Here is a 13,719-nt window from a genome sequence, read left to right as displayed (position 1 = left end):
CGCCGCTGTCGGCTTGACCTTCACGCCGACGTCAATCTGTACCGTCAGGGTATGTCCATCAACCGCGTGATCATCGTCCACGGCTTCGGAGCGGGAGTCGACGACCATTGGTTCCCCTGGCTCGCCGATGCGGTCGACGCCGAGAGGATCGCACTCCCCGAATCCCGAGACCCCCGAGAAGACCAATGGACCTCCACCCTGGTCAGCGCGTTCGGAGACGTCGACGAGAATACGACGATCGTCGCGCACAGCCTCGGCTGCGTCGCGTCGATACGCGCGCTGAGCGCGACGCTGTCCCCGGATGGTCGACTCGGACGGTTCGTGGCGGTGGCCCCGTTCGCGCGCACGCTGCAGCCGGTGGGCGAGCCCGACCTCGACGCGTTCATCGAGTCCGGCCTGCCCGCATTCCTCTCGGGAATCGACGTCGCGTCGGTCGGTCGCCAGATCATCGACCGACACGTTCTCCGATCAGACGACGACCCTGTGGTCGACGCGGCAGCATCAGACGAGTTCGCCGATCTCCTCGCGACGACCTCACTCGTCGTTCCCGGCGCAGGTCACTTCCTCGCCGACGACGGAGTGACCCGCCTCGACGAGGTCGTCCGACTCCTTCGCTGACCCCGAAACGAGGTTCGCGTGTAGATCGTGACCACATACGGGTCACGATCTACACGCGAACCTCTCGACTGCGCTCGAGCCTTACCGCTGAGCGACGAGGGTCGGGACGATCGGAGCGGGAAGGAGCGTCGAACCGGTGAGGTAGCGGTCGGCGGCAGAAGCGGCCGAGCGGCCCTCCGCGATCGCCCACACGATCAGCGACTGTCCGCGACCTGCGTCGCCTGCGACGAACACACCGGGCAGGCCGACGGCGCCGAAGTCGTCACCGCGAGCGACGTTGCCGCGAGCGTCGTACGTTGCGCCCATCTTGTCGAGCAGATCGTTCCGCTCGGGTCCGACGAAGCCCATCGCCAAGAGGACGAGGTCCGCTTCGAGCTCGAAGTCGCTACCCTCCACCTTCTGGAAACGACCGTTCACCATCGTGACCTCGTGGGCCTTCAGGCTCGTGACCTTGCCGTTCTCACCGGTGAACTCCTCGGTGTTCACGCTGTACACGCGGTCGCCGCCCTCTTCGTGGGCAGACGACACGCGGTACATCAGCGGGTACGTCGGCCACGGGGTCGACTCCGCACGCGCAACGGGCGGCTTCGGCATGATCTCGAACTGATGGACCTGCTTGGCGCCCTGACGGAGCGACGTGCCGAGGCAGTCGGCTCCGGTGTCACCGCCACCGATGATGACGACGTTCTTGCCGGTGGCCGTGATCTGATCGTCGAGCGTGTCGCCGTGCTGGATCTTGTTGGCCTGCGGCAGGAACTCCATCGCCTGATGGATGCCGTCGAGCTCGCGGCCGGGAATCGGCAGGTCACGGCCGATCGTCGAACCGTTCGCGAGGATCACCGCGTCGAAATCGGAGCGGAGCTCATCGACGGTCACATCGACGCCCACGTTCACACCGGCGCGGAAGACGGTGCCCTCCGCCTCCATCTGCTCAAGACGGCGGTCGATGAACCGCTTCTCCATCTTGAACTCGGGGATGCCGTACCGCATCAGACCACCGATGCGGTCGGCCCGCTCGAACACCGTGACATCGTGGCCTGCGCGAGTCAGCTGCTGCGCCGCAGCGAGGCCCGCAGGCCCCGAACCGACGACGGCCACCTTCTTGCCGGTCTTCTCCGACGGCAGGATCGGCGTGACCGTTCCCTCGTCGAACGCCTTCTCGACCAGCTCGACCTCGACCTGCTTGATCGTGACCGCGGGCTGGTTGATGCCGAGAACACACGACGCCTCGCACGGTGCCGGGCACAGTCGGCCGGTGAACTCCGGGAAGTTGTTCGTGGCGTGGAGACGATCGATGCCGGCGTCCCAGCGGTCCTTGTAGACCAGGTCGTTCCACTCGGGGATCAGGTTGCCCAGCGGGCAGCCGTTGTGGCAGAACGGGACACCGCAGTCCATGCAGCGGCTGGCCTGCGTCTTGAGGGTGGACTTGTCGAAGTCGTTGTAGACCTCTTTCCAGTCCATCAGGCGCAGGTCGACGGGCCGACGGGTCGGCGTCTCGCGCTCGGTGTGCTTCAGAAAACCTCGGGTGTCAGCCACGAGCCGCCTCCATGATCGCGTCGTTCACATCTCGTCCGGTGCGCTCAGCGACATCGATGGCGATGAGCACTCTCTTGTAATCGCGGGGCATCACCTTCACGAAGTGGCCCTGCTGGGTCGACCAGTCGGCGACGATCCTCGACGCGACCGTCGAGCCCGTCTCGTCCCGGTGTTCGGTCAACGCGTCCTTCAACACCTTGAGGTCGTCGTCGTCGAGGGACTCGAGGTCGACGAGCTCGGCATTGAGGTTCGCCTCGAAGGTGCCGTTCGGGTTGTAGACGTACGCGACGCCGCCCGACATGCCTGCGGCGAAGTTCCGGCCCGTCTCACCGAGCACGACAACGGTTCCACCGGTCATGTACTCGCAGCCGTGGTCGCCCACGCCTTCGACGACAGCCTGAATGCCGGAGTTGCGGACACAGAAACGTTCACCTGCGACACCGCGGAGGAAGATCTTGCCCGCGGTGCCACCGAAGCCGATGACGTTGCCCGCGATGATGTTCTCTTCCGCGACGAACTCGGACGGCGCGTTGCGCGGCGGCCGGACCACCAGCTTGCCGCCGGACAGGCCCTTGCCGACGAAGTCGTTGGCGTCGCCTTCGAGTCGCATCGTGATGCCACGCGGCACGAACGCGCCGAAGCTGTTGCCCGCCGACCCGGTCAGGTCGATGGACACCGTGCCCTCGGGCAGTCCCTGCGCGCCGTACGCCTTGGTGACCTCGTGGCCGAGCATGGTGCCGACCGTGCGGTTCACGTTGGTGATGGGCGAGGTGATGTGCACACGGGTGCCCGAGTCGATCGCGGCGCGAGCCGACTCGATCAGCTGGTTGTCCAGCGCCTTGTCCAGACCGTGGTCCTGCGTGCCGGTGCAGTACAGGTCCTGGTTCATGAACGGAGACTCCGGCATGGTCAGGATCGGCGTCAGGTCGAGCTTGCCCGCCTTGTCGCCGTTCCACCGCGCCAGCGCCTTGCGGGTGTCGAGGGCCTCGAACCGGCCGATCGCCTCCTGCAGCGTGCGGAACCCGAGGCGCGCGAGCAGTTCCCGAACCTCTTCGGCGATGTACAGCATGAAGTTCTCGACGAACTCCGGCTTGCCGTTGAAACGCTCACGGAGCAGCGGGTTCTGCGTCGCGACACCCACCGGGCACGTGTCCAGGTGGCAGACCCGCATCATCACGCAACCGGACACGACCAGCGGCGCCGTCGCGAAACCGAACTCCTCGCCACCGAGCAGGGCGGCGATCATCACGTCGCGACCCGTCTTCAGCTGGCCGTCCACCTGCACGACGATGCGGTCGCGCAGGCCGTTGAGAAGCAGCGTCTGCTGGGTCTCGGCGAGACCGATCTCCCACGGCGCGCCGGCGTGCTTGAGGGAGGTCAGCGGGCTCGCGCCGGTGCCGCCGTCATGACCGGAGATCAGGACGACGTCGGCGTGGGCCTTCGACACACCGGCGGCGACCGTTCCCACACCGAGCTCGGAGACGAGCTTGACGTGGATGCGAGCCGACGGGTTGGCGTTCTTCAGGTCGTGGATCAGCTGTGCGAGATCCTCGATCGAGTAGATGTCGTGGTGCGGCGGAGGCGAGATCAGACCGACGCCCGGCGTGGAGCCGCGGACCTCGGCGACCCACGGGTACACCTTGTGCGGAGGCAGCTGACCGCCCTCGCCCGGCTTTGCGCCCTGCGCCATCTTGATCTGGATGTCGGTGCAGTTGCTCAGGTAATGGCTGGTGACACCGAAGCGTCCCGAGGCGACCTGCTTGATCGCACTGCGACGCCAGTCGCCGTTCTCGTCGTGGCTGAAACGACGCGGATCCTCGCCGCCCTCACCGGAGTTGGAGCGACCGCCGAGACGGTTCATCGCGATGGCGAGGGTCTCGTGAGCCTCCGCCGAGATGGAGCCGTAGCTCATCGCGCCGGTCGAGAAACGCTTGACGATCTCGCTGGCGGGCTCCACCTTGTCGAGCGGAATCGGGTCCCGGTCGCCGAAGTTGAAGTCGAACAAGCCGCGGAGAGTGCCGAGCTTGGTCGCCTGATCGTCGACGAGCTTCGTGTACTCCTTGAACACGCTGTACTGCCCGGTGCGGGTCGCGTGCTGCAGCTTGAACACGGTGTCCGGGTTGAACAGGTGGTACTCGCCTTCGCGGCGCCACTGGTATTCGCCGCCGACTTCGAGCTCACGGTACGCACGCTCGGTGGGACGATCGGTGAACGCGACGGCGTGACGACGCGCGACGTCGTCGGCGATCTCGTCGAGGCCGACGCCGTCAAGCTGGCTGTTCAGGCCGGTGAAGAATTCGTCGACCACGTCCTGCGCGATGCCGATGACCTGGAACAGCTGGGCGCCGTTGTACGACGGGACCGTCGAGATGCCCATCTTGCTCATCACCTTCAGGACGCCCTTGCCCGCGGCCTTGATGTAGTTCGCACGAGCCTTGGCGAACCGAGCCGCGTGATCGAGATCCTCGGTGCCGGGCAGCACGAGTGCGCCCGACTCCAGCATGTCCTCGATCGATTCGAACGCCATGTACGGGTTGATGCCCGCGGCGCCGAAGCCGATGAGGAGCGCCATGTGGTGCACCTCGCGTGCGTCGCCGGACTCGATGACGAGGCTGGCACGCGTACGGGTGCGCTCGCGCACCAGGTGGTGGTGCACAGCGGAAGTCAGCAGCAGCGACGGGATCGGCGCGAGGGTCTCATCGCTCTCCCGGTCGGACAGCACGATGACGCGCGCGCCGTCGGCGATCGCAGCCGACACCTTGCTCCGGACGTCGTCGAGTGCCCGGCGCAGACCGGCGCCGCCCTCCGCGACCGGGTACAGGCCGTGGATGTGGACCGACGGGAATCCCGTCTTCTCACCGTCGATGTCGACGAGGCGAGCGAGATCGTCGTTGTCGAGGATCGGCTGACTCAGCACGATCTGCTTCGCGGAATCGGCAGTCGGGTTGAGCAGGTCGCGCTCACCGCCGATGCGGTGACCGATGCTGGTGACGACCTCTTCGCGGATCGCGTCCAGCGGCGGGTTGGTGACCTGCGCGAACAGCTGCTGGAAGTAGTCGAACAGCATCCGCGGGCGAGCCGACAGCACGGCGATCGGGGTGTCGGTTCCCATCGAACCCATGCCCTCGGCACCCGTCGACGCCATCGGCGCGACGAGCAGATTCAGGTCTTCGTTCGAATAGCCGAACACCTGCTGCCGCAGTGCGACGCGGTCGTGCGCCATGTGCTTGTGCGGCGGTGCCGGCAGATCCTCGAGGCGGACCTGGTTCTCGTCGAGCCACTGCTGGTAGGGGTGCTCGGCGGCGAGAGAGTCCTTGACCTCCTCATCGGCGACGATGCGGCCCTGCGCGGTGTCGACCAGGAACATCTTGCCCGGACGCAGACGCGTGCGGGTGACGATGTCGGCGGGATCGATGTCGAGGACGCCGACCTCGGATCCGAGCACCACCAGGCCGTCCTTGGTGACCCAGATGCGCGACGGACGCAGGCCGTTGCGGTCGAGGACGGCGCCGATCACGGTGCCGTCGGTGAAGCACACGGACGCCGGTCCGTCCCACGCCTCGGTGAGAGCCGAGTGGTACTCGTAGAACGCGCGGTGCTCGGGCTTCATGGTCTCGCTGCGCTCCCACGCCTCGGGGACCATCATCAGGACCGAGTGCGGCAGGCTCCGGCCGCCGAGGTGCAGCAGTTCGAGGACCTCGTCGAAGCGCGCGGTGTCCGACGCACCCGGCGTGCACACCGGGAAGATCTTCTCCAGCGAACCCTCACCGAAGGCATCACTCTTGATGAGCGCTTCGCGAGCGCGCATCCAGTTCTCGTTGCCGGTGACGGTGTTGATCTCGCCGTTGTGCGCGACGCGGCGGAACGGGTGCGCGAGCGGCCACGACGGGAACGTGTTGGTGGAGAAACGCGAGTGGACCATGCCCAACGCGCTCTCGACACGGTCGTCCTGCAGATCGAGGTAGAAGTCGCGCAGCTGCGGGGTGGTCAGCATGCCCTTGTAGACGAACGTCTGACCGGACAGGCTCGGGAAGTAGACGGTGTCACGGCCGGGGCCGTCCTGACCTGCACCCTTCTCGCCGAGCTCGTACTGGACACGCTTGCGCACGACGTACGCACGACGCTCCAGTTCCATCCCCTCGGCACCGCTCAAGAAGATCTGGCGGAACGTCGGCATCGCGTCGCGAGCGAGGGCGCCGAGCGAACTCTCGTCGACGGGGACCTCGCGCCATCCGAGGAGGTTCAGGCCCTCTTCACGGACGATCGCTTCTACACCCGCAACCGCCTCTGCCACGTCGGACGCGGCCTGCGGAAGGAAGGCGATGCCGGTGGCGTACGCACCTTCAGAGGGAAGCTCGAAGTCGGTGACCTCGCGCAGGAAGCGGTCCGGGACCTGAATCATGATGCCCGCACCGTCACCGGTGTTGGGCTCGGCGCCTGCGGCACCGCGGTGTTCGAGGTTCACCAGTGCGGTGATGGCCTTCTCGACGATGTCGCGGCTGCGGCGGCCGTGCATGTCGACGACAAACGCGACACCACAGGCGTCGTGTTCGTTGATCGGGTCGTAGAGGCCAGTGGGCCCCGGCAAGTGCATCATGGGAACTGCCATTCCTGCACGCGACGCTGCGTACGGTTCGTACTTCGTGAGAAACCCGGTGATCGACGCGATATGTGCACGTCTGACGGGGATTCAGCGTCGTTGCTGGACCCTTGCCGAACAGGCCGCAGCCATGTTTCGAGCAAGTTAAGTAGACCAATTGTTGCACGTCGGCGTCGGACAGCGCAAAACCCGGTTACTGTCCGATCTGTGAGCCTGCTCGAGAATCCCCCGACGGCGCGGGGTTCGCTCCGCGCCCGCGCGTTCAACGACTACATCACGTTGGCGTCGCGGCCGATGATGGCCGTCCTCGGTCGCGGAGCTGTTGCTGCGCCGTCGTTGCTGACCGCCGCGCGGCCCGGCGTGAACCGCGGGCTGTCCGCGGTGTCCCCTGTTCCACGTGGAACACGGATCACCCCAGTTCGCGAATGGTCGGGCACCGGGCGTGTGTACGGCGAATGGGTCCACGAGCATCCCGCCTTCGGCAGCCGGATCCCCGATCCCTCGACCGGCCGCAAGGTGATCTACTACCTCCACGGCAGCGGGTACGTGATCTGCTCCTCGCGGACGCACCGTGGCCTCGTCGCACGACTCGGACGCCGAGCAGGCGTCGGCGCCTTCTCCGTCGACTATCGGCTCGGACCCGAATATCAGTGGCCACTCGGCGGCGACGACGCGATACGCGGGTACCGCTGGCTGCTGGACCAGGGGTTCGAAGGCTCACAGATCGTCGTCGCGGGCGACTCGGCAGGCGGCCACCTCGCCCTCGATCTCCTCGCAGCCAACCACCGCGACGGCCTCCCCCAACCGTCGGCGATGGTGCTGTTCTCCCCGCTCTACGATCCGTCGTTCCAGATGGCGTGCGCGCTGGAGGACTCCGGCGTCAAAGACCCCATCATCAATGCGCACGCCGCACAGTACTTCCTGCGGATGTACACCGGCGACGCCGATCCCGACGACCCGCGCATGCGTGTGCAGCTCTCCCCCGACATGGACCTGCCGCGCACCCTCATCCAAGTCGGAGCCCGCGAAGTGATGGCCGACGACGCCCGTGCCATCCACCGCGTCATCACCGAGGCCGGCGGGACGTCGACCCTGCAGGAATGGCCCGGTCAAGGCCACGTGTTCCAGATGTTCCCGTACTTCACCCCGGAGTCTCGCGAGGCCGTCCACGAAGCCGCGTCTTTCGTCGCCGACGCCTGACCCCTCGAGCGTTCGATCTCTGCTGCATCACACAGATCGCGCCAAACCGCCTCGCGCCACTCGTGCTCGCTGGTTTCATGAATTACGTGGACGTCCGAGTAAATACGATCGATTCCCTTCTGCGCCGGTCCGCCGCGCGCACACCGAACACCGTTGCGGTGCGCTTCGCCGACCGCGACTGGACATACGCGCAGCTCGACGCCGCGGTCACGCGCACCGCGGCCCGGCTGGCGGCCCTCGACCTCGAACCCGGGGCGCGCGTGGCCGCGTTCGGCGTCAACTCCGACGCGTACTTGATCGGCTTCCTCGGCACCGTCCGCGCCGGCCTGGTGCACGTGCCGATCAACTTCGCACTCAAAGCGGGTGAGCTGACATACCTCCTCGACGACTCCGGTGCGTCCCTGGTGCTGGTCGACCCCGCTCTGCGCCCGACCCTCGACGAGGTGGTGGGCGACGTGCCGGTGATTCCGCTGCGCGACGCCGACGACAGCCTGCTCACGTCGGCGTCCAGCGGCGCGGTCCCCACCCTGGACGTGGCCGTCGCGCCGACGGACTTGGCGCAGCTCCTCTACACGTCGGGCACCACGTCGGCCCCCAAGGGCGCGATGATGACTCATCAGGCACTCGTCCACGAGTACGTGTCGTCGGTGATCGGCCTCGACTTCACCTCCGACGACGCCCCGCTCATCGCGATGCCGCTGTACCACTCGGCAGGCATGCACGTGTTCATGCTCCCGTACCTGTCGATCGGCGCGACCGTCTCCCTGATCGAGAAGCCCGACGTCGCCGAAGCCCTCCGGCTCATCGAGGAACGACGAATCGGCTCCCTGTTTCTCGCACCGACGGTCTGGGTGCCGCTCGCGAATCACCCCGACCTCGACACACGGGACCTCAGCTCGTTGAAGAAGGCACAGTACGGCGCGTCGATCATGCCCGTCACGGTCTTGAACCGACTCCGCGAGCGGTACCCGGACATCGGGTTCTACAACTGCTTCGGACAATCCGAGATCGGCCCGCTCGCCACGATCCTGCGGCCGGAGGAGCACGCGGAACGGCCCGCGTCGTGCGGCCGACCGGCGTTCTTCGTCGAGACCCGCATCGTCGACGGCAACGGCGACGACGTTCCGATCGGCGAGTCGGGCGAGATCTGCTACCGCTCACCGCAGTTGTGCAGCGGCTACTGGAACAAGCCCGAGGCTACAGCGGAGGCGTTCGTCGACGGCTGGTTCCACTCCGGCGACCTCGTGACCAGCGACGATCAGGGCTACATCACCGTCGTCGACCGGATCAAGGACGTGATCAACACCGGCGGCGTGCTCGTGGCGTCCCGCGAAGTGGAGGACGCCGTCTACCTGCATCCGGCGGTCGCCGAAGTGGCGGTGATCGGCACACCCGACGAGAAGTGGATTGAAGCGGTCACCGCAGTCGTCGTGCTCAAGGACGGTGAGTCCGTGTCAGACGCCGACCTCATCGCGTTCGTGAAAGAGCGGATCGCGCCCTTCAAGGTCCCGAAGTCGGTGGCCTTCGTTGACGAGCTTCCGCGCAATCAGAGCGGAAAACTGCTGAAGCGAGAACTTCGGGCGAACGCCTGACAAGCTAGATAGTTCAGGCCGAACAACCAGATAAGTCGACTTTCAGCTATCGTTCAGCACATGGACTCGGGGCTCCCAGGGATCGGCGACGCTGTTGTCATCTCCGAGAAGGCATTCAACAGTGGCGAACCGTTGGCGATCATGTGCTCGCTCATCGACTACCTCGAGCACCTGCGGGCCGCCCTCGTGCGGGACAACGAGATCAGCACCGCAGCCCTGGAGTACAACGCGGTCGACTTCTACATCGCGAATGTCGCCAACGGAGGGCACGCGCAGTTCGAGGGCAATGCGGGCGAAGTCGACCTCGCGATCTTCGGGCGCGTGGGCGCCGGTCTGGCCAAGATCGGTCACCCCGAGTCGCTTCACACATGGGAGCGCTTCATGGAACTGCACCGGACCAGATCGAGCCGCATGACCGCGTACTTCGCATCGGGCCAATCCGCCCCTCACCCGGACGACGAACTCCGCGCCCTCGACACGTTGTTCTTCTCGTACTACGGAGAGCTCGAGCAGGCGAACGCCGACTCCCTGCTCAGCCATCCCGGCCTCGTGGTGCTCGACGACACGGAGATCGCACAGTACGTCGACTACCACCGAGACCGCCTCTCCCCGACGTATGACGAACGCCGCCGACTGCGTTTCGAAGCCGCTCCTCGGCACGAACAGGCTGCGATGGCATTCTGCGAGACCAACGGACTCACCTACCGGGCGATTCTCGGACCGACATCCGTCAACGACGACGGTCGCACCGGCACCGCATGGATGTATCGACTTGCGGATCACGAGCGCCGCGTGGTCGTCATGTTCGACGACGGCACGGTGGAACACCGTGCGAACATCGACTCGTAGGGTGGCCGAGCGGGCCGCCCGCCAGCACGAAAGCAGGATCATGTCCGACTTGAACGATCTCATCAGCCGCCTCCCGATCGACGACCTCGCTGCACAGCTCGGCGCCGACCCGGCCGATGTCCGAGCCGCCGCGGAGCAGGTGGTGCCGACTCTCGTCGCCGGGGTGGCCGCAAAGAGCGACCGCGGCGAGGACGTCGACACCGCGCTCGCGGCTCAGGACTCGACGCTGGCGGACGGCACGATCGACGCCGGTGACGTCGACGTCGCGCAGGGTGAGCAGCTCGTGCAGTCGCTGTTCGGGAACGACGGCGGCGACGTCGCGCAGGCCGTGAGCGGAGCCGTTCCCGTGGCGGGCGTCGATCAGTCGCTGGTCAAGAAGCTCCTGCCGCTTCTCGCACCGATCGTCCTGAGCTACGTGCTCGGCAAGATGGGCGGCGGCAAAGCCTCCGGCGGCGGCCTCGGCGATGTCCTCGGCAGCATCCTCGGCGGCGGCAACGCCAGCGGAGGGAACAAGGGCGGCGGGATCGACCTCGGCAGCGTCCTGGGCAGTGTGCTCGGCGGCGGGAACAAGGGCGGAGGGGACAACCCGCTCGGCGGAATCCTCGGCAGCATCCTCGGCGGGAAGTAGCGTCCGCTCCACAGACTGCTGCACGTAGTCCGAACGATCGATAGTGTCGGATGTGGGGTCGGGATGACTCGACCCCACAGCCCACACTCAACCGATCGGGAGGGTGACATGTCTGAGGAGACCACCTACACGACGACCGACTCCGGTGCTCCGGCCGGCAGCGACGAGCATTCGCTGACCGTCGGCCCGGCGGGACCGATAGTCCTGCACGACCACTATCTGATCGAACAGATGGCCCAGTTCAACCGGGAGCGGATCCCGGAACGCCAACCGCACGCGAAGGGCAGCGGGGCGTTCGGCACGTTCGAGACCACGTCCGACGTGTCGCAGTACACCTGCGCGTCGCTGTTCCAGCCCGGTGCGACGACCGAGATGGTCGCACGCTTCTCCACCGTCGCGGGTGAACGAGGAAGCCCTGACACGTGGCGTGACCCGCGTGGATTCGCGTTGAAGTTCTACACCGACGAAGGCGTGTACGACATGGTCGGGAACAACACGCCGGTCTTCTTCATCAAAGACCCTTTGAAGTTCCAGCACTTCATCCGGTCGCAGAAGCGTCGCGCCGACAACAACCTCCGCGATCACGACATGCAGTGGGACTTCTGGACGCTCTCACCCGAATCGGCACACCAGGTCACCTGGCTGATGGGCGATCGGGGCATTCCGAAGACGTGGCGCCACATGAACGGCTACAGCTCGCACACCTATCTCTGGGTGAACGCCGCGGGCGTCAAGCACTGGGTCAAGTACCACTTCATCTCCGACCAGGGCGTCGAGTTCCTGACGCAGGACGAAGCCGATCGCCTCGCCGGCGCGGACGGCGATCACCACGTGCGAGATCTGTTCGACTCGATCGCGGCGGGTGATCACCCGAGCTGGACGTTGAAGGTCCAGCTGATGCCGTTCGACGACGCGGCGAACTACCGGTTCAATCCGTTCGATCTCACCAAGGTGTGGCCGCACGGCGACTACCCGCTGCACGAGGTCGGGAAGACGACGCTGCACACCAATCCGACCGACAATCACGCCCAGATCGAGCAGGCCGCCTTCGAACCGAGCAACACCGTCCCGGGCATCGGATTCAGCCCGGATCGCATGCTGCTCGGCCGGGTGTTCGCGTACGCGGACGCCCACCGCGCTCGGCTCGGCGCGAACTACAAGCAGATCCCGGTGAATCGTCCGCACAACGAGGTCCGCAGCTACTCCAAGGACGGCGCGATGCGGATCGATCCGGTGAGCGACCCGGTGTACGCCCCGAATTCCAAGGGTGGACCCGCCGCGACCTATCCCGGCCAGGTGGAACCGCAGTGGGCCGCGGACGGCGACATCGTGCGGTCGGCATACGTCGATCACGCCGAGGACGACGACTTCGGCCAACCCGGCACCCTTGTCCGCGACGTGCTCGACGACGCCGCGCGCGACCGACTCGCCGACAACGTCGCCGGACATCTCCTCGACGGAGTGAGCGAACCCGTCCTGCTGCGGGCGTTCGAATACTGGCGCACCATCGACGCCGATCTCGGCGCGACGATCGAAGAACGGGTGCGCGCGGGCTGAGGCAGACTGGACCGGTCGGTCCGCGAGGCGCGGAGACATCAACGAGAGGAATCCACAGATGAATCTGCTCCCCGCGGTCGGCCGTGTCTTGACCGGAGTCCCGTACATCAAGCTCGGCTACGACGCGGCGACAGCACCTGGCATGCGGGTGGACGCCGCTGCACCGCTGCTCGACAAGCTGCCTCTCCCGGTCGACAACGAGACCGTCGTCCGCGCGAACGGCGCCGCGCAGGCGATCGGAGGTGCGTTGATCTCCGCGGGGATCGCTCCGCGCGCCGCCGCGGGCGTGGTTCTCGCGTCCCTGATCCCGACCACAGTCGCGGGCCACGGGTTCTGGACGTACGACGACCCGGCCGCACGTGCCCAGCAGAAGGTTCAGTTCCTCAAGAACGTCGCCATGGCGGGCGGACTGGTCACGATCATCGCGGCGGGCCGGAGGTAGTCACTCCTCCCAGCGCTCCGACGCGCTCGGATACCTGACTCGCAGGTAGCTGTACAGGTAGGTGCTCACGACGATCGCGATCACCGAGCCGACGGCCCACCACAGCCAGGGGTTCATCAAGCTGTCTCGGAACGCGGCGACGATCCACGCGAACACGCAGAACGTCGCGACGATCGTCGCCACCACCCTGACCACGAGCACCACTGTCGTGACAACCGACCACACGGCGCGACGACCCAGATTCCCATCAGGGCGATTTCCCATGTCGCAACCTTATGCGGCAGTGGATGATGGATGCATGCGAACACTGCTGAACATCATCTGGCTGGTCCTGTGCGGATTCTGGATGGCCGTCGGCTACGCCGTCGCCGGTGTCATCTGCTGCATCCTGATCATCACGATTCCTTTCGGGATCGCCTCGTTCCGCATCGCCGGATACGCGCTGTGGCCGTTCGGGCGCACCACCGTGCCCAAGCCGGAGGCGGGCACCGCGTCGTTGATCGGCAATGTGATCTGGATGATCGTCGCGGGCATCTGGCTGGCGATCGGACACATCACCACGGGCATCGCCCTGTGCATCACCATCATCGGCATCCCTCTCGGGATCGCCAGCTTCAAGATGATTCCGATCTCGCTCATGCCGCTCGGCGTCGACATCGTGCCCGTCGACGCCGTGCGGTCAGGCGCGCCGTACTGA

Annotated in this window: 11 protein-coding genes; 8 read left to right on the top strand and 3 right to left on the bottom strand. The window is 66.2% G+C overall.

Going from position 1 to position 13,719, the window contains the following annotated elements; all coding sequences use genetic code 11:
* The first annotated feature begins 51 nt into the window (after positions 1-51).
* Positions 52-618: an RBBP9/YdeN family alpha/beta hydrolase gene (locus tag WFK36_RS13465; RefSeq protein WP_336792278.1), complete on the top strand. Its 567-nt coding sequence runs from the start codon at positions 52-54 to the stop codon at positions 616-618.
* An 81-nt stretch (positions 619-699) separates the two neighbouring features.
* Here the strand turns inward: WFK36_RS13465 and WFK36_RS13460 are convergent, their stop codons facing one another.
* Both WFK36_RS13460 and gltB read right to left on the bottom strand, forming a co-directional pair.
* Positions 700-2,154: a glutamate synthase subunit beta gene (locus WFK36_RS13460; RefSeq protein WP_336792277.1), complete on the bottom strand. Its 1,455-nt coding sequence runs from the start codon at positions 2,152-2,154 to the stop codon at positions 700-702.
* Positions 2,147-6,751 (bottom strand): glutamate synthase large subunit, encoded by a 4,605-nt coding sequence (gene gltB, locus WFK36_RS13455; protein ID WP_336792276.1) that lies wholly within the window; start codon positions 6,749-6,751, stop codon positions 2,147-2,149. Before gltB ends, WFK36_RS13460 begins: the two co-directional genes overlap by 8 nt.
* 210 nt (positions 6,752-6,961) lie before the next feature.
* Between gltB and WFK36_RS13450 the strand changes: the two genes are divergently transcribed.
* The 6 genes from WFK36_RS13450 (at position 6,962) to WFK36_RS13425 (ending at position 13,022) form a co-directional block, all read left to right on the top strand.
* Positions 6,962-7,954, top strand: coding sequence for an alpha/beta hydrolase (locus WFK36_RS13450; RefSeq protein WP_336792274.1), 993 nt, complete (start codon positions 6,962-6,964; stop codon positions 7,952-7,954).
* 77 nt (positions 7,955-8,031) lie between these two features.
* Positions 8,032-9,546 carry an acyl-CoA synthetase gene (locus tag WFK36_RS13445; protein WP_336792272.1) on the top strand — a complete coding sequence of 505 codons (1,515 nt, stop codon included), beginning with the start codon at positions 8,032-8,034 and terminating at the stop codon, positions 9,544-9,546.
* 60 nt (positions 9,547-9,606) lie between these two features.
* On the top strand, positions 9,607-10,395 hold the full coding sequence (locus WFK36_RS13440) for a DMP19 family protein (RefSeq protein WP_336792270.1): 789 nt from the start codon (positions 9,607-9,609) through the stop codon (positions 10,393-10,395).
* Between the two features lie 40 nt (positions 10,396-10,435).
* Complete coding sequence (locus WFK36_RS13435) at positions 10,436-11,023, top strand: DUF937 domain-containing protein (RefSeq protein ID WP_336792269.1); 588 nt, start codon at positions 10,436-10,438, stop codon at positions 11,021-11,023.
* A 108-nt stretch (positions 11,024-11,131) separates the two neighbouring features.
* A complete protein-coding gene (locus WFK36_RS13430) occupies positions 11,132-12,580 on the top strand; it encodes a catalase (protein WP_336792268.1) in 1,449 nt (482 codons plus the stop codon).
* 58 nt (positions 12,581-12,638) lie between these two features.
* Positions 12,639-13,022 carry a DoxX family membrane protein gene (locus tag WFK36_RS13425; protein WP_336792266.1) on the top strand — a complete coding sequence of 128 codons (384 nt, stop codon included), beginning with the start codon at positions 12,639-12,641 and terminating at the stop codon, positions 13,020-13,022.
* On the opposite strand, the gene WFK36_RS13420 is transcribed toward WFK36_RS13425, so the two are convergent.
* Positions 13,023-13,286: a hypothetical protein gene (locus tag WFK36_RS13420; RefSeq protein ID WP_336792265.1), complete on the bottom strand. Its 264-nt coding sequence runs from the start codon at positions 13,284-13,286 to the stop codon at positions 13,023-13,025.
* Between the two features lie 34 nt (positions 13,287-13,320).
* Here WFK36_RS13420 and WFK36_RS13415 point away from each other — a divergent pair, with 34 nt between their 5' ends.
* Positions 13,321-13,719: a YccF domain-containing protein gene (locus WFK36_RS13415; RefSeq protein ID WP_336792263.1), complete on the top strand. Its 399-nt coding sequence runs from the start codon at positions 13,321-13,323 to the stop codon at positions 13,717-13,719.

The organism is Gordonia malaquae, assembly GCF_037148075.1.
In the GTDB taxonomy this organism is placed as follows: Bacteria; Actinomycetota; Actinomycetes; order Mycobacteriales; family Mycobacteriaceae; genus Gordonia; species Gordonia malaquae.
Note: the sequence above shows the minus strand (reverse complement) of the source record. Positions and strands in the feature narration are given on the sequence as shown.